Genomic DNA, 17905 nt, shown 5'->3' on the forward strand with positions numbered 1-17905 from the left:
TTCAAATATGGGCTTTTTTTTTAATGTCGCACTTGATTATACAATTCATCATATATAAATTTAAGGCTTTGTTTTAGCAGAGTGTTAATATATGCATAAGTAAAGTGAATGGAGTAATATTTTTATTCTTTAGAAAATTATAAAAATCTTAAATCTGTGGATAATTTCTAGAATACCGTGTTTTAAAGGTATGAAGAGTACCTCTAAAGAATAAAAAATAATCATATGCCGCACCATTATTCCTGCACTGCGTTTGGAAAGGGTGCATGGCTAAAAAAATCGACGGCTCTAAAGTCGCCTTGGCGATTTTGCTCTATTTATATCTTGAAATATAAGATGAAGTAAATATTTTTTATGTGTTAGGAAATACTATTTAATATTAAATAGATAACTAAGGAGGAGTTAATATGAATTTTCCTAATTCATTTCCAGCACAACATCAAAATCAACATCCAGGATTTGAAGATGAAATGAGTCCAATTCCAATATATGATGATCTACAATATAATAAAAAAGGTGACTTATTAAATAATAAAGTCGCAATAATTACAGGTGGAGATAGTGGAATAGGAAGATCGGTATCAATAGCATATGCTAAGCAAGGAGCAGATATAGTAATCGTTTATTATAACGAAAATAGAGATGCAGAAGAAACTAAAAAACTTATAGAAAATATAGGAAGAAAATGCACTATTATAAATGGTGATATTGGAAGATCAGAGTTCTGTAATGATGTAATTAAAAGAACCATAGATGAGTATGGAAAGTTAGATATATTAGTAAATAATGCAGCTGTTCAATATGAATGCCAAGATATAAAAAACTTATCTGACGAGCAATTTGATAAGACTTTTAAAGTGAATGCATATGGAACATTTTATATGACAAGAGCTGCATTAAAACATTTGAAAAAAGGAAGTTGTATAATAAATACAGCTTCAGTTGTAGCTTTCAAAGGAAATGAAACTTTAATAGATTACTCTATGACAAAGGGAGCTATAACTACATTTACAAGGTCATTAGCACTTTCTCTTGCAAAGAATAGAAGTGGAATAAGAGTAAATGCTGTTGCACCAGGACCAATTTGGACTCCGCTTATACCATCTAGTTTTGATGCAACTAAAGTATCAACTTTTGGTTCAGATACTCCTATGGGAAGGGCGGGTCAGCCAGTTGAATGTGCAGGAGCATATGTATTTTTAGCTTCTGAGTGTGCTTCATATATTACAGGGCAAACAATACATATTAATGGTGGAGAAATAGTTAATTCATAATATAAATAATATTGTTTCTAAAATTGATAAAAATAAGGCTTGAATTTTGCGTAGAACAGGATTTAAGTCTTATTTTTAATTAAGCATGAATTATAAATAATTAAATTGATTTTTTATTAAGAAAAATAATATATAATTTTAAAAAAGAATATATCATTCTAGAGTGGAATTTTAAACTTAATTATCATATATCTATATTCAAATTACAATATTACAATATAATTTAAAATAAATAAATTGAGTCAGTATATAAGCAAGTACATGAGATATAAAAAGGAGAGTAAGCGAGTGAATAAATGATTTATAGTATCAAAGATGATTTCTAAAGTATATAGAAATCATCTTTTTAGTTTTATAAAAAACTAAATTATTTAGTAAAAAATATCAAAAAATAAAGAAAATATAGAATAAAATTCAAAAAATAGTATAATTTAAGTAATTATGGGTTGACATAAGATTAAATGTAGATTATTATAATATATGTTGGTAATATTTTACAATAAGGTATTTAGATAATTAAATAATATTTAATGATTATAATCTTTTTAAATAATTATCATGCGTTGAAAACAATTGGAATGGAGAAGTATGAATGAATATAAAGATAAGAGCTATAGAAACAGAATATCCAGAAAATATAGTAGATAATGAATTTTATATAAATCATTTTAAGCAGCAAGGAAAAGATATAAATAGATTATTAGAAGCTTTTGGAAGGAAAGAAAGAAGAATAGTAAATAATGATACAGATACAACAGTTAGTATGGGAATTAAGGCTTCATTAAAAGTATTAGAAAGTGCAAATCTTAAAGGCGAAGATATAGATTTAATTATATTTTCAAGTCAGTTTCCAGAATATATATGCCCAACTCAAGCGTTAATAGTACATAATGCTATAAAAGGAAAAAGTGATACTATAGTTATGGACTTGAATGTAAATTGTCTTGGTATGTTAGTAACTCTTGATACAGCATCAAGACAATTACTTCAAAATAATAAACTTAAAAGAGCATTAATAATAGGAGCAGATTATGCTTCAATTCACATGAAACGAAGTGATGAATTATGTTACCCAATGTTTGCAGATGCGGGTTGTGCAATGATTTTAGAAAAAACAGATGAAGATTGTGGATTCATTGATTCTGATTACTTTACTGATAGTAAAAAATATAATGCAGTAATGTATCCAGAATGTGGTTCATCTTCATATTATAAAGACGCTACATCTTATGATGATATGAAATTTGGATGGTCAGAATGTGATGATGATGTAGTTGAAATTGCAGTAAATTCTATTAATAAATTATTAAAAGACAATAATTTAAATGTATCAGATATAAGCGCTTTTTGTCTTTCACAATTTGCACTTCCTATAATAAATGGATGTATAGATAGATTAAGATTAGATTCAGAAAAAGTTATTTTTGTTGGGGACAAGTTCGGATATACAGGGACAAGCTCACCTTTTATGGCTTTTTATGATGGAATAAAGAGTGGAAAGATTAAACGAGGCGATTATGTAGTATTTTGGTCTATTGCAGCAACTAGAACAGCTTGCTCTGTTTTGTTTAAATATTAAGAAAAATGTTGATGTATGAATATGCAAAGTGGATGCAGTAATTAAATTAAGGAATTCTAAAAATAAGAATAAAATAGATTTTAATAAGAATATATTATATTTATATGAGTATATGGGGGAGAGAATTATGGAGAAAATTAAAAATTTAATTGAAGACTTTAGTAAAAGACCGGAAATAGAAAGTATTGCTCTTGGAGGGTCAAGAGCTACTAAATTAAATGATAATAACTCAGATTATGATCTGTATGTTTATTTAAATTCTGACTTATCTAAGGAAATTAGAAGAAATATTTTAGATAAATACTGCAATTATATAGAGTTAAATAATAATTATTGGGAAGCAGAAGATGATTGTTATTTAAATGATGGAACAATTATTGAAATTATTTATCGCAGTGTGGATGAATTTGAAAATGAATTAAAATCAGTAGTTTTAGATTGGAATGCACATAATGGATATACAACTTGTATGTGGTCAAATATTAATCAATGTGTAGTTTTATATGATAGAAATAATAAACTAAAAGAATTAAAGGATAAATATAATATTAAGTATCCTGAAGAATTAAGGAAAAATATTATAGAAAAAAATCTAAAACTATTAGATGGATACATTCCTTCATTCTCTATGCAAATAGAAAAGGCACTAGTTAGAGAAGATATAGTTAGCATTAATCATAGAATTACAGAATTTTTGGCTAGTTACTTTGATATAATTTTTGCAGTTAATGAGTTGCCGCATCCAGGAGAAAAAAGATTAATTTCAATATGTTTAAGTTCGTGTAAGTATTTGCCTAAAGATTTTGAAGGGGATTTAGATAAACTTCTTTCAGGAAATAGAAATAAAGAAGTTGTTATGGAAGTAGTAAAAAATATTATAGCTAATATAAAAGAATTAATTTTAAATATTAAATAATTAAGTTGGCTTTCAAAATTAATTATTTAATCAAAGTGAAAATAAGTATAAAAATATAAAAAATATATCCTTAAGATAAACTCCTAAGGATATATTTTTTTATTTATTAGCAGGTTCCCATTTACAACGAACTGGTGAGACTATTAGTTCTTCTTTTTTTAATTCTTTAAAAGCTTTATCAATATCTTTACGATCTAATCCTGAAAGTTTTTCAACTTCTCCAGCACTTAAGGGTTCATTTGCTTCATTCATAGTGTTTAATATTTGTTGCTTAAGATCCATGTTAAGTTACCTCCGTTTATAAATAATATATATTAAAGATTTTTACAATAATTATTATTAATTAATTTATTATATTATAACATAATAAATATCGATATAAAAGAATAAATTCAATATTTTACAAAAGTATATCAGTAGATTCCATATTTTCCGGTAGTGGAATCTATAAAAAGAGGTATTTTAGGTTGAATAAATGTAAATAGAGTAAATAAAAATATAGTTATGAAGAAGAGACTAGAATATAAACAATTATTACTTAAATCATAATTAGCATAAGCTTTAAATCCAATATATTGCCCTATAGTTACTCCTAAAACTAATGAGAATATATCTAAAACTAAAGAATGAATTCCAAAAGCACCAGTATAAGTATAGTAAAAAACAATTATTGTAATTGAAGCAATGATCATTGAAATTGTGCAGGTATAAAACCATTTTTTCCAATCTAATATTATATCATTGAAAATAATGTATGATATAATATACCAAATTATTGTTGGATATACTGCAAGTTTTAAGTGTTCCCAAATACTTTCGTTAACAGGGGTGAATATACCAACTAACAAAGAATTATTACTTAATTTGTATGTGTAATGAAAGAAGGTTGCTAGCAATGTTATAAAAGGAACTGACAATAAAAAATATAATTTATAATAAAAATACATTTCAAACATTATGATAAACCTCCTAATTTAAATATGTAAAGAAAATCTTTTTTATCATTACTATAATATATGGTAGTAATTCATTTAATTATGAGTTGTGTTTAAAATTTAATTTAAAATAAATTACATATTTTGTTGTTAGAGCAAGAGATTATTAAAAGATTTTTAGAAAAAATATTGAAAAATGCTAGTAGATTTTAAAGAAAATATCTATTAGAATATCTATTAAAGTAATATGCAATATATTTTTATAAATTGTAAAAAATACAATTATTATTGGGGGAATTAAAATGTTAAAAGTTACAAAAACAGATAAAGCACCAGCAGCTATAGGTCCATATTCTCAAGCAGTAAGCTTTGGAGATTTATTATTTGCATCAGGACAAATTCCACTAGATCCATCAAGTGGAGAAGTTATTGGAAAAAATATTGAAGAACAAGCTGCTCAAGTTATGAAAAACATTGGTTCTATATTAGATGCTAATGATATTAATTTTTCTAACGTTATAAAAACAACTTGTTTTCTTGCTAATATGAATGATTTTTCTAAGTTTAATGAAGTTTATGCAAAATATTTTATTAGTAATCCTGCACGTTCTTGTGTTGCAGTAAAAGAATTACCTAAAAATGTGTTATGTGAAGTAGAAGTAATAGCAGCTAAATATTAATAATTTAATACATTAAATAAGTAAAAGACTATACCTATTAAGAATGAATTTCTTAAGGCATAGTCTTTAATTAATTTAAGGAAAGATTTTAATTCATAGAAATAGTTTTTATTGTAACATTATTTTTTAATAATTCATTTTTAATATTTTCAGAAATATCATTATCATTGTTGCTTTTACAACTATTTAAATTTTTTCTAATTTTTATAAAAGGAATTTGGATTTCGATAATAAGAGTTGAAATGAATCCAGGAATACTGAGGATAGTATTATACAAATGATAATTAAATTTTAAAGATTGTCTAGCATTAGTAAACCATATCAATAATAATGGAAGTAAAACTATAATTAGTATTTCTAATAAAAATACTATATAGTACTAATGAAATTAACAAAAAGACCAATATGATGATAAAATCAAAATGAGCCTTAATATTTTAAGGCTCATTTTGGCGTCCCATTATCTTTTATGATGAGAATTAGTATTATTCATATTTCTATTCATGTTGTTCATATTATTTCTGTTCATATTATTCATGTTGTTCATGTTATTTCTGTTCATGTTATTCATGTTGTTCATGTTGTTCATACCGTTAAATGAATTGCCGCCATTATTTTGATTTCCCATAAGCATATTCATAAGGGGATTATTATTCATATTAGGACTATTCATCATGTTAGAACTATTCATCATGTTAGGATTCATTCCGCCCATAAGCATGTTTAAAAGGGGATTACCACCCATTCCTTGATTTTGGTTGTTATTTCCACCACCAAACATATTCATCATAGGATTACCATTCATCATTGGGTTATTTCCCATCATTTGATTTCCGCCCATCATAGGATTGTTTCCCATCATAGGATTACCACCCATAGCATTCATCATGCCAGATAGTGGGCTGTTAGGGAATAATGCACTAAATATCATACTTAATAATGGATTCATACTATATTCACCTCAAATATTTATTGCTGTTACTGTATAGTATTATGATTAAAGCTAAAACGTACTTAATTTATAGAAGATATAGTAATTAATAAATTTTTATATTTCTAAATTTTCTTGTGAATTAAAATATATTATTAGGATAAAATAACATAATAATATTATAGGAGGTGTGATTTTATGAATAATAATGAAGGAATGTTAGGGGGAGTACCAACTAATATTACTAAAGAAGTTACTACACCTAACAGTAATGCACAATCAATATCAGCTGTAATAAAAAATTCAGGAGAAATAACAGGATATGAACTTTCAAATGGTCAAAGAATATCCAAAGAAGAGGGCGTGAAAATGGCCAAAGATGGTAATATAGCTGGTGTATCAGTCAGTGTTTCTAGAAAAGGAGAAGAGTATCTTAGAAGTTTACCAGATCAAAATGAATCAAATAATTTAAGCGCGCTACCAACAATTAGTGAGTAAAAAATAGAAACATAAATAAATTTAATAGTAAATAAAAATAGTTGAGATTAAAATCTCAACTATTTTTATATAATGCAATTATTCTAAATTCAATTTATTTTTTATGATGTAATTAGTTATTAAGAAATAACATATAAAGAATATAGCATTAATAGCTATAGCAGAAATAAAAATTCCGTGAAATTGATTTATTGAAGATATATTCCATGAAATCATAGAATTAGAAATTTTATCTGAAAAAGTAATTGCTAAAGTAGAAAGTATTGTATTCATGATAAGATTTAAAACTATAAATGCTCCGAATGAAGACAATATTTTTCTTTTATTAAATAAGTGGCCTATTGATATAGAAGCATATATCATAATAATGCCCATGGCCATTTGAATTAATGCAGCAATTATAAATTCTAAACCAACCATATAACCACTTACACCCCAATGTTGATAAATAGATGAAAAAGCAGTATATAAATCCTTAAAGAAATTTGGGTTAAGTGCATTAGAATTAAATGCTAAAATTAATACTGAAAGTATTGCAACAATACCACTAACTATAGTCCACATAACAGCAATTAAAAGTTTACTAAATATATTTTGCCAAGGGGCTACAGGTAATGTATTCATTAAATAACCTTCATCCCCAAGAATGTTTTTATAAAATCTTTGTACAATTATAAAAAATGTTACTATAAATACTGCAGCCATAGTACATCCATAAGCAAATACACTAAGGAAAGCTGGAATTCCTCCTAAAGTATCTGTATTAATAACAGAAAAATCATTATTCATAAAAATTTTATTAATTAGTGCAAATATTAAAAGTGCAGCATAAAGTGGAAGTAATATTCTTCCAGTTGCTTTTGTCTCATATTTCATTAATTTTCCTAACATTTAAATACCTCCCTAAATAAAGCATCAACACTTTTCCCATGTTCTTCTCTAATTTCGTCAACACTTTTTGTCAAGTATATTTCACCATAAGATATAAATACAACATCATCTAATACTTGTTCAATATCTGATATTAAATGTGTAGATATAATTACAGTTGCATTTTCATTATAATTATTAATAATAGTGTTTAATATATAATCTCTAGCCGCAGGGTCAACTCCGGCTATTGGTTCATCTAAAAAGTAAAGTTCAGCCTCTCTACTCATTACTAAAATAAGTTGTACTTTTTCTTTTGTACCCTTAGACATAGTTTTTAATTTATCATTAGGATTAATATTCAAATTTTTTAACATATCATAAGCTTTATCAGAATTAAAATCTTTATAAAAATCCTTAAATAAATTTATAATATCAGATACTTTCATCCAATCATTTAGATAAGTTCTTTCTGGTAAATAGGAAACTATTTTTTTTGTTTCAACACCAGGTTTATTTCCATTAATTAATATTTCACCACTGGTAGGTGTTAATAGGGAATTAGCAAGTTTTATTAATGTACTTTTACCGCTACCATTTGGTCCTAAAAGTCCAACAATTCTACCACGATTAATTGTTAAATCAATTCCTTTTAATGCCTGTTTTCCACCATAATTTTTAACTAAACTTTTACATTCTAATATAGGTGTATTATTCATTATTTCATCTCCCTCATAAATTCATCCATAATATTAATTATTTCATCTTCAGTATAGCCTATATTTTTCATATTATTAAGAAAGCTTTCAATTTCTTTTTTAGCTAGATCATTTCTAATTTTATTAATCAAGTCTATATCCTCCGTAATAAATCTACCACTTGTTCTTTGTGTAAATACTAATTTTTTTCGTTCAAGCTCAGTAAGAGCTTTTTGCATTGTATTAGGATTAACAGAGGCTTCACTGGCAAGTTCTCTTACAGATGGTAATTTATCACCAGTTTTATATATACCTGAGATAATTCTTAATTGCAGCTGATCTATTAACTGTAGATATATCGGTCTATCATCTTTGAATTCCCAATCCATATTTTCAACTCCTTGTACTATTGTATTAATAACATAATACAATAGTACAACTATATACTAATTTTGTCAATACTATATTTGGAAAAAATATAATTAAATTTAAAAATAACAATTATTGATAAAATAAAAAGCACCTATAAAGTGTAAATTATTAATTACACTTTATAAGTACATAAATGCTACTTTAAAAAAATAATTTTCACTCAAATAATAAGTAGATTTATAATTTTATAAATCAAATAGGAATAAATATGTTTTTATGAAAGAGTGTGTATAAATGTGTTATTATAATGAAGCAACAGAACTAACAAGTTTATTTGATAAGCACTAAATAATAAGGTTATGTTTTAGTAGAATGTTGATATATGTATAAACAAATTGGACGGAGTAATTGAACTTAGGAATACTAAAATGAGTATAGTCCCATTTTAGCTTGTTCCCAATATAAAATTAAGACAAGCAGTAAATGTGACAATACTCATTAAGGATTCTCAAGGCCTAATTACAAGGCCGTTTTGTCTATTACATATATCAACACATATTTAAAACAGAGTGAATAATAAAAATAAGGGGCAATTAATGTTTGATTAATTGCCCCTTAATTATTATCATAGATATTATTCTAAAATATCTCCAGAAGTAGAAATGGTTACAATTTGCCAAGGTATTACTTTGCCACTTTCCATAAGCGCTTTTTTTATAGCATTAACTATTCCAGCACAACAAGGTACTTCCATACGGACTATAGTAATGCTATTTATTTCATTATAATTTAATATTTCTATTAGTTTTTCAGAATAATCAACATTATCTAACTTTGGACAACCTATCAAAGTAATTCTATTTTTCATAAATTTATTATGAAAGTCTCCATAAGCATATGCAGTGCAATCTGCTGCAATTAAAAGATTAGCACCCTTTAAATATTCTGCGTTAGGTGAAACAAGTTTTATTTGAACCGGCCATTGATTCAATTGAGAAGATACAATAGTTGTTTTTTCATTAATTAAATCATTATGTTTTATAACTTTAGCATTAGAACCAGGACAACCTTTAGGCATGTTTACATTATTATTTAAAGTTAAAGTTTTATGTATAGATGTTTTTTTATTTTCCATATTTAATTTGACTGCTTCCTCATCGTAGTCTAGAGCTTCTCTTTCTTCAAAAGAAATGGCATTTGTAGGACAAGATGGTAAACAATCTCCCAATCCATCACAATAATCATCACGCAATAATTTGGCTTTACCATTAATTAATCCAATAGCATCTTCATGGCAAGCATCAACACAAAGTCCACAACCGTTACATTTATTTTCATCAATTTTAATAATTTTTCTTATCATTAAATAATCCTCCATAACAATGAATATTTATTAAATTATGTATTTCATAATATTAATTATATTATATAGATAAAATATAATCTGTTTCAAATGTAACACATTTAAAGTGAACTTTAGAAAAGATAAGACGTTAACTTATATAATATTGACATTAATATAACTATCTGTATAAAATATTAATGATATTAAACAGATTTATAGTATTTATTTTTATAATTAGCATGTATAAAATTTTAATAATAAATAGTTAATTATTAAAAAGGAGGGACAAGATGAATAAAAGAGTTATGTACATAATGCTTCCTATTATTATAATGTTACTAACAGTTATTTCTTTAAATGTTTTTTTAGATAAGGAATTAAATGATATGTTAAATTCTAAAGATTTAACGAGTATAAATAAAGAATATGGGAGCATATATAAGGATAAAGGATTAGTATATAATGAGTATATTACTCAAAAAAATCAATTAGTATTACAAGGATCATCAGAGTTAGCTTCTCCAGTTTCACAATTACCTACAACATTTTTCCCTGTCAAGGGATTGGATGAACTTGTTACAAATGGAAGATCATATTCTCAACATTTACACCAATCATCTATATTAGGAAGTCAACAAGTTGATATGGAAGGTAAAAAAGTTGCACTAGTACTTTCACTACAATGGTTTATGGGGGAAAGTGGAATAGATTCAGATAGTTTTCAAGCCAATTTTTCACCAGTACAATTTTATAATTTTTTAAGTAATGAAAAAATAAGTGAAGGTAATAAAAAGCAATATGCAACTAGAGTATGTAGTTTATTATCAGGAAGTACTCAATTTGCACCTGAAAGATTGTATTCAAAAATGTATAGTAATGATAATTTTTTATATAACATGGCTGATATATTATGTAAGCCTTATTTTATTGCAAGAAAAGAGATTGTTGAACTTAAAGATAAGGGGTTACTGTATAAAAAGTTAAAAAAATTACCAGAAAAAAATGAAATTCAAAGTGAAGTAGTTAATTGGGATGAAGAATATAAAAGAGCAGAGGAAGAAGCAAGTCCACAAGTAACTAACAATGAATTTATGGTATATGATAGTTATTATAACAATAACTTAAAAAGCAATGTAGAATCACAAAAAGATTCAAATAAGAATGTTGATTTAATGAAATCAAAAGAATTTGAGGATTATGAGTTATATTTAGATACTTGTACTGAATTAGGAATAGAGCCATACATAATATTAATGCCAACAAATGGATTATGGTATGACCATACTGGGCTTAGCAAAGAAAAAAGAGATGAATTTTATGATAAAGTTCAAGAGATGGCAGAAGAAAAAGGTTTTGATGTCTTAAACTTAAAAGATGAAGAATATACACCTTATTTTATGTGTGATGTAATGCATTTAGGATGGAAAGGATGGCTTAAAGTAGATGAAGAACTTTATAAACGCTTTAAAGAATAATGAAGAATTAAAATTTGCTTTAATAAGTTCAATAATAGTGATTTTTGCTATTTTAATATTAGTATTTGAACCATTTAATGAGATTCCATTTATATACAATCAATTTTAAAGAAAGGTGTAATTAAAATGAAAATATTAGAAGGAATAAAGAAGTTTTCAAAAGGTGATAGAGTTGCATTAACTTGTGATGGACTATCTATGACATATAAAGAACTAGATAATATATCAGAAAGTATAGCAAGTTTTGTATTAAAGAAATTAGGCAATGATAGAACACCTATTATTATTTACGGAAATAAAGAAAATTTAATGATGGCACTTATGATATCAGCATTAAAGTGTGGGAGAGCATACATACCTATAGACATAAGTTATCCGAAAGAAAGAGTGGATGCAATTATTAAAGAGGTAAATCCTGAAGTTCTTATAGATTTTAGTGAAGGAAATACTTTCGATAATATATTAGTTTTAAAAGAAAAAGAAATTAAAGAAATAGTTAATGAATATAGGGGTTTAGAAGTAAAAACAGAAAATTGGGTAAAAGAAGATGAAAATGCATATATTTTGTTTACTTCTGGTAGTACAGGAAAACCTAAAGGAGTACAAATAAGTAGTAATAATTTAGATAATTTTGTTGAATGGATAGCAGATTATTTAAATTTAGATGAAAGCGAAGAAGTATTTATGAATCAAGCAGCATATTCATTTGATTTATCTGTAACTTCAATTTATCCAGGATTATGCTATGGAAAAACTCTACATGGATTTTCCAAAAATACACTTTCAAATTTAAAACAAATGTTTGAGGATATAAAACATTCAGGAATTAATATATGGGTATCTACGCCATCATTTGCTGGAATGTGCGTAACTGAGGACAACTTCAATTCAAATATGTTAACTAATTTAAAAGCTATGGTATTTGTAGGAGAAATACTTCCTAAGCCATTATGTGAAGAACTTTTAAATAGGTTTCCAAATACAAGAATGATAAATGGATATGGTCCTACAGAAGCAACAGTAGCGGTAAGTATAAATGATATAAATAGACAAGTATTATCACAAGAAGGAAGTTTGCCTATTGGATATCCTATGAAGAAATCAGTAGTTAAAATTGTTGATGAAGAAGGAAATATTTTAAAGGATGAAGAAAAGGGAGAAATTATAATAGTAGGTCCTAGTGTAAGCAAAGGATACTTTAATAATGAAGAAATGACTAAAAAATCATTTTATTATGATGAGTATAATGGAGAAAGATGTAGAGCTTATAGAACTGGAGATTTAGGATACTATGTTAATGGAAATTTATATTACTGTGGTAGAAAAGATTTTCAAATAAAACTAAATGGATATAGAATAGAGATAGAAGATATAGAAAATAATTTAGTAAGAGTAAGTAATGTAAAGAATGCAGCTGTTATTCCAGTAAATAAGGATGGAAAAATAGCATATTTAACTGCTTTCATTGAATTAAAAGAGGATAATGGATTAAGTGGATTAAAAAATGGAATAATGATAAAAAAAGAATTGGGTGAATTGATACCTTCATATATGGTTCCTAGAAATATAAAAATAGTTAAAGAATTTCCTACTAATATAAACGGAAAAATTGATAGGAAGAAATTAGCGGAGGAATTATAATGAAGTTAACGCAATATGGAGATTACTTTTATTTATATTTATTATTACTAACATTTATTCCAGCAATAATATTATCATTAAATGAAATTAAGCCAAAGTATTATGGAATAATGGTATCATGCATTATGATTTTATTAATCATGACTAGAAGCATAGGATTATTTTTATTCTTAATGTTTTTAGTTGTAGAAACTTTTATAATTTATGGATATTTGTTTATAAGAAAAAAAACAGATAATAAATACATATATTGGTTAGCATTATTTTTATCAATGCTTCCTGTTATTATAAGTAAATTGGCAGGGGTTACTAGATATTCATCAATTATTGGATTTATTGGTTTATCATATTTGAATTTTAAAGCTATTCAAATGATAATTGAAATTTATGATGGAAGAATTACAGAAATAAAATTCACTACATTTATATATTTTATAATATTTTTTCCAACTCTAAGTTCAGGTCCTATTGATAGATGGAAAAGATTTGAGGAAAACTTAAATAGTAAGATTGAAAAAGAAGAATATATAAATGAATATTTAATACCAGGATTTAAAAAAATAATTTTGGCCATAGGATATAAATTTATCTTAGCATATTTAATAGACACATATTGGTTATTAAAGATACCAGCAGATATAACTTTATTAAATAGCTGGAATTATATGTATGCTTATACATTATATTTGTTCTTTGATTTTGCAGGATATAGTTTATTTGCAATTGGAACTAGCTATATATTTGGAATTAAAACACCAGATAACTTTAATAAACCTTTTGTAAGTAAAGATATGAAAGAATTCTGGACTAGATGGCATATATCTTTATCAAGATGGTTTGGTGATTATATCTTTTCAAGATTCGTATTAAATTCAATGAGAAAGAAAAGATTCAAAAATAGAATTATAGCATCACATGTGGCGCAAATAATAACAATGTTTGTAATGGGATTATGGCATGGACTAACTACATATTACATAATTTATGGATTGTATCAAGGTTCAGCATTGGTTTTAACTGATATATATCAAAGAAAATCAACTTATTATAAAAAGCATAAAAAAGAAAAATGGTTTCAAATGATACAAAGAGTAGTAACATTCCATATAGTATGTTTTGGTATGTTAATATTCTCAGGATATTTGTTTAAATAAAGAAAATATTGTTATAGTAAATATTAAATGAATTTAATATTATCATTTGCTATACTATAGGTTAGAAGGATGTGTATTAATTATGAAAGATAAAGTATTAGAAATGTTTATTGAAGTTACTGGAAATGATGAAATTGCAGAAGATTTAGATTTAAATCTTTTTGAAGCAGGATTATTAGATTCTTTAGCAATAATTGAAATGTTACTTCAAATAGAAGAAAAGCTAGGAATAAAATTACAACCTACAGACTTAGAAAGAGAAGATATGTCAACTGTAAATAAGTTAACTAAGTTCTTAGAAAGTAGATAAACAAATTAAAAGTTCTTTTTTATAATTAAAAATTATAAAGAGAACTTTTTTGTTTTATTATAAATTTAAAGCTCTGTTTTAGTAGAGTGTTGGTATATACATAAGCAAAGTGGACTGAGTAATTGAACTTAGGAATGCCACTTTACCTATTGTATATATCAACACATATTTAAAACAGAGCCAAATTTAAAAATTAATCTATTGTAGATGATTATAAATAAAAAAATTCTAATTTTAAATATAGAATCTATTTTCTGTAATTTTTGTATTAATATGATATTTGACATTATATTTTTTATACTATATAATTTAGGAACAAAGAAAAATTGAATAATGAAGTTTCAAACTTCGTTACTAACATGGGGGCGTTTTGGCTTCGACGGGGGTAAGAGGAGTTTGATAAGCGAGTCGAGGCAGCATGTCACCTCGTTAATCAAGTATGCAAAAAGATAAACGCAGAAGACAATTTTGCAATAGCAGCCTAATTTAGCGCTGTTCATCAGCCCGGGGTGCCCACGCTTCGGATCACTGGTGTCATTAAAGTGGGAAACGAAGTTTAGCAAAGCTTTGAGCTAGAGGGGTATTTATGAAGCTAGCAAGTATGTTGCCTGTCTGTAGGCGTTCATATGAGCGAATTTTAATATATAGACTACACTCGTAGAAAGTCAGATGCATCTACTTTCGGACAGGGGTTCGATACCCCTCGCCTCCACCAATGATATGTACAAAAAAGAAGATAAGGTTTAAATCAACCTTATCTTCATGTACTAAAACAGATTCTACATAAGTGTTAATGATTGCTTTTAAATCATTAGCACTTTTATTATTTATAACCTTAATATCTTTTATTAAATACTGCTGTATAAGATTTTCATTAAGTTCACTACTATTCATTGTGGCTTTAATTTCATTCATGTAGCCAGACACTCTACTTTTTTCAGATTCTAGGTTATCCATCTTTTCTTTAAAAGATATATGAAACATTCCTTGTGATATAGCAATGACTATATTATCTATTTCAAACTGAAGTTCTTTAAGTCGTTTCTCTAAACTTTTTAATTCATCAGTGTTAGAAGTCATCATTTTTTTATAATGAGCGATAAGTTTTCTAGATAAGCTTTTAATGGAAGAAGGGTTTAAGATTTTATTCTTAATTTCAGTTAATACGATATCTTCTATAAAGTCTCTTGAAATATTTTTCATTTTACACTGTTTTGTTCTATATCTGGTTCCACAATTATAAGTTGAATATTTAGTTTTATTTCTTCCGGAACAGCTTGTATGGCCAATCATAGATGCACCACAGGAGCCACACAATATCTTACCTGACAATATATAAGGTTCTTTAGCTTTATTAGAAGCATTTCGTTTGTTGCTTATCATTCTTTTTTGAACTTTATCAAAGGTTTCAGTATCTACAATAGCTGGCATACCATTTTGAATCTTTATTATTTCTTCATCCTTTTTAGTTCTATGAGAGTTTCTTTTTCCATTTAACATTTTAGCGGACTTATTAAAAACATATGTACCTACATATTTTTCATTTCTTAGTATTTCTGATAGGCTATTCTTGCCAAAGGTTCTACCAGTCTTGGTTTTATATCCTAAGAAATTCAATCTATCTATGATTGGGCTATAGCCATAGCCTTCGGTATACATTTCAAATATAATTTTAATTGCTTTAGCTTCTTCTAAATTAATGACATATTTCTTATTAGATGGATCTACATTGTATCCAAGAGGAGGCAGTCCTCCAGTATGTTTACATTGAAGAGCTGTTTCATTCATTCCCTTCATAACCTCTCTAGCTAGGTTTTTAGAATAATATTCAGCCATACCTTGAAGAACTGATTCAAGCATAATGCTTTCAGGGCTATCATCTAAGTGTTCTAGGACTGATATAATTTTTACACCATTCTTTTTTAGTAGTCTTTTATAGTGAGCACTATCGTATCTATCTCTGGAGAAACGATCAAGCTTATGCACTATTACGGCATCAAATAAATCAAATTCACTATCCTTTATCATTCTAAGAAAATTTGGTCTGTTATCTGTGGTAGCTGATCTTGCCTCATCAGTGTAAATTTTAGTAATTATAATACCATTTCTATGGGCATAGTCTTTTATAGCTCTTATTTGAGCATCAATAGATTCTTCTCTTTGGTTGTTTGAACTGTATCTTGCGTAGATTGCTGCATTCAATATTAACACCTTCCTTTGTAATTTTAGAAATATAGATTTAAATAATTAAGCAGCCATAAAAGCTGTTATTTAAAATTAAGATTAGATTTTATATGTGCTATCTTACCAAGTACTTTAATGTTGGAATTTTTAAACTCGCTATTAAGATATGCAAATGAATCAAATTCAGGATTTTCTGCTTGAAGCATGATTATATTATTAACCTTGCTGAATCTTCTTATATATGATTCACCTTCAATCATTACAACTACTATATCCCCATTATTGCCATAATCCTGTTGTAAAACAAAAACTAAATCACCTTCTAGAATTCTTGCATTAGACATACTATTATCATCTACCATTAAGTAAAAAGGAGTTTCATTGTTTGTTACTTCATCTGATGTAACATAAAGCCAGTGAGAAATATTTTCATCATTCTTATTTATTAAATTCGCAGTATTCTCTATGTACTTTAACACTGGAACTTTAATAGGTGAAATATCCTTTTGTTTACTTTTTCTATAGATTTCATCATATTTTAGATTATCTAATAAATCTTTTTTGTCTACAGTATCATTACCTATAGCTTCAATCTCTTCTATAAGGTGTAATTGTGGATCTTCTATGTAGCCAGCTGCAATTAAAAAATCAGTTTTAGTTATACCATTACGTGCATTTTGTGAAAATTTATTAATTATATCTTCAGAAGGAGCTTTGTCTAATTTACAATTAAGAAATTTAGATATATAGGGTCTAGCAACATTGCAATTTGTGGAGAATTCCGTAATTGTTCTTGTAGAACCTATTGCGGTTTTTAATAGAGAACCAAATTCTTCTTTGTTGAATTTATTCATAGAATCACCTCATAAGTAGTATAATACATAAAATTTTAAATTACAATAAATATATTTTTGTAACCTAGTTTACAAAAAGTGAAACACATGTTATTATATGAATCAAACAACGGAAAATGTAAAAATGTACTCTAGGCAACAAAAAACAATGGAGGTAAGTAAAATTTAAGATATAAAAGCTTGTCAATG

19 protein-coding genes and 1 other RNA gene are annotated in these 17905 nt (G+C 26.4%); 11 read left to right on the top strand and 9 right to left on the bottom strand.

What is annotated here, in order from left to right; all coding sequences use genetic code 11:
• Positions 1-407: 407 nt before the first annotated feature.
• From RYM86_RS11210 to RYM86_RS11220, 3 genes are all read left to right on the top strand, one after another.
• On the top strand, positions 408-1274 hold the full coding sequence (locus RYM86_RS11210; RefSeq protein WP_315080529.1) for an SDR family oxidoreductase: 867 nt from the start codon (positions 408-410) through the stop codon (positions 1272-1274).
• A gap of 592 nt (positions 1275-1866) precedes the next feature.
• Positions 1867-2853 carry a ketoacyl-ACP synthase III gene (locus RYM86_RS11215; protein ID WP_315080530.1) on the top strand — a complete coding sequence of 329 codons (987 nt, stop codon included), beginning with the start codon at positions 1867-1869 and terminating at the stop codon, positions 2851-2853.
• 127 nt (positions 2854-2980) lie between these two features.
• A complete protein-coding gene (locus RYM86_RS11220; protein ID WP_315080531.1) occupies positions 2981-3769 on the top strand; it encodes a nucleotidyltransferase domain-containing protein in 789 nt (262 codons plus the stop codon).
• Between the two features lie 99 nt (positions 3770-3868).
• Here RYM86_RS11220 and RYM86_RS11225 read toward each other — a convergent pair whose 3' ends face one another.
• Together RYM86_RS11225 and RYM86_RS11230 are read right to left on the bottom strand one after the other, a co-directional pair.
• A complete protein-coding gene (locus RYM86_RS11225) occupies positions 3869-4051 on the bottom strand; it encodes a transcriptional regulator (RefSeq protein WP_315080532.1) in 183 nt (60 codons plus the stop codon).
• A 131-nt stretch (positions 4052-4182) separates the two neighbouring features.
• Entirely contained in the window at positions 4183-4725 is a 543-nt protein-coding gene (locus RYM86_RS11230; RefSeq protein ID WP_315080533.1) for a DUF6512 family protein, read from the bottom strand.
• A 281-nt stretch (positions 4726-5006) separates the two neighbouring features.
• Between RYM86_RS11230 and RYM86_RS11235 the strand changes: the two genes are divergently transcribed.
• Positions 5007-5384, top strand: coding sequence for a RidA family protein (locus RYM86_RS11235; RefSeq protein WP_315080534.1), 378 nt, complete (start codon positions 5007-5009; stop codon positions 5382-5384).
• Positions 5385-5844: 460 nt separating this feature from the next.
• Here RYM86_RS11235 and RYM86_RS11240 read toward each other — a convergent pair whose 3' ends face one another.
• Positions 5845-6333: a hypothetical protein gene (locus tag RYM86_RS11240; RefSeq protein ID WP_315080536.1), complete on the bottom strand. Its 489-nt coding sequence runs from the start codon at positions 6331-6333 to the stop codon at positions 5845-5847.
• Positions 6334-6513: 180 nt separating this feature from the next.
• On the opposite strand from RYM86_RS11240, the gene RYM86_RS11245 reads away from it, so the two are divergent.
• Positions 6514-6813, top strand: coding sequence for a DUF3892 domain-containing protein (locus RYM86_RS11245; RefSeq protein WP_315080538.1), 300 nt, complete (start codon positions 6514-6516; stop codon positions 6811-6813).
• 78 nt (positions 6814-6891) lie between these two features.
• On the opposite strand, the gene RYM86_RS11250 is transcribed toward RYM86_RS11245, so the two are convergent.
• The 4 genes from RYM86_RS11250 to RYM86_RS11265 form a co-directional block, all read right to left on the bottom strand.
• The gene (locus RYM86_RS11250; RefSeq protein ID WP_315080539.1) at positions 6892-7704 is read right to left on the bottom strand and encodes an ABC transporter permease; all 813 of its coding nucleotides are present in this window, start codon (positions 7702-7704) and stop codon (positions 6892-6894) included.
• Positions 7698-8402, bottom strand: coding sequence for an ABC transporter ATP-binding protein (locus RYM86_RS11255; protein WP_315080540.1), 705 nt, complete (start codon positions 8400-8402; stop codon positions 7698-7700). The genes RYM86_RS11250 and RYM86_RS11255 overlap by 7 nt, the downstream gene beginning before the upstream one ends.
• On the bottom strand, positions 8402-8770 hold the full coding sequence (locus RYM86_RS11260) for a GntR family transcriptional regulator (RefSeq protein ID WP_315080541.1): 369 nt from the start codon (positions 8768-8770) through the stop codon (positions 8402-8404). Before RYM86_RS11260 ends, RYM86_RS11255 begins: the two co-directional genes overlap by 1 nt.
• A 617-nt stretch (positions 8771-9387) precedes the next feature.
• Entirely contained in the window at positions 9388-10116 is a 729-nt protein-coding gene (locus RYM86_RS11265) for a 4Fe-4S binding protein (RefSeq protein ID WP_315080543.1), read from the bottom strand.
• Positions 10117-10388: 272 nt separating this feature from the next.
• Between RYM86_RS11265 and dltD the strand changes: the two genes are divergently transcribed.
• The 6 genes from dltD to ssrA all read left to right on the top strand — a co-directional run bounded on the left by dltD (position 10389) and on the right by ssrA (position 15393).
• The gene (gene dltD, locus RYM86_RS11270) at positions 10389-11573 is read left to right on the top strand and encodes a D-alanyl-lipoteichoic acid biosynthesis protein DltD (protein ID WP_315080544.1); all 1185 of its coding nucleotides are present in this window, start codon (positions 10389-10391) and stop codon (positions 11571-11573) included.
• Complete coding sequence (locus RYM86_RS11275; protein WP_315080545.1) at positions 11542-11682, top strand: hypothetical protein; 141 nt, start codon at positions 11542-11544, stop codon at positions 11680-11682. Before dltD ends, RYM86_RS11275 begins: the two co-directional genes overlap by 32 nt.
• A 17-nt stretch (positions 11683-11699) precedes the next feature.
• On the top strand, positions 11700-13214 hold the full coding sequence (gene dltA / locus RYM86_RS11280) for a D-alanine--poly(phosphoribitol) ligase subunit DltA (RefSeq protein WP_315080547.1): 1515 nt from the start codon (positions 11700-11702) through the stop codon (positions 13212-13214).
• Complete coding sequence (gene dltB, locus RYM86_RS11285; protein ID WP_315080548.1) at positions 13214-14368, top strand: D-alanyl-lipoteichoic acid biosynthesis protein DltB; 1155 nt, start codon at positions 13214-13216, stop codon at positions 14366-14368. Before dltA ends, dltB begins: the two co-directional genes overlap by 1 nt.
• 82 nt (positions 14369-14450) lie before the next feature.
• Complete coding sequence (gene dltC / locus RYM86_RS11290; protein ID WP_315080549.1) at positions 14451-14678, top strand: D-alanine--poly(phosphoribitol) ligase subunit DltC; 228 nt, start codon at positions 14451-14453, stop codon at positions 14676-14678.
• A 361-nt stretch (positions 14679-15039) separates the two neighbouring features.
• Positions 15040-15393: a transfer-messenger RNA gene (gene ssrA / locus RYM86_RS11295) on the top strand.
• Here the strand turns inward: ssrA and RYM86_RS11300 are convergent.
• On the bottom strand, positions 15354-16889 hold the full coding sequence (locus RYM86_RS11300) for a recombinase family protein (protein ID WP_315080550.1): 1536 nt from the start codon (positions 16887-16889) through the stop codon (positions 15354-15356). The two genes, ssrA and RYM86_RS11300, sit on opposite strands and share 40 nt — an antisense overlap.
• A gap of 56 nt (positions 16890-16945) precedes the next feature.
• On the bottom strand, positions 16946-17716 hold the full coding sequence (locus tag RYM86_RS11305) for a S24 family peptidase (RefSeq protein ID WP_315080551.1): 771 nt from the start codon (positions 17714-17716) through the stop codon (positions 16946-16948).
• Positions 17717-17905: the final 189 nt, after the last annotated feature.

Origin of the sequence: uncultured Clostridium sp. (genome assembly GCF_963527835.1) — a bacterium.
In the GTDB taxonomy this organism is placed as follows: domain Bacteria; phylum Bacillota; class Clostridia; order Clostridiales; family Clostridiaceae; genus Clostridium.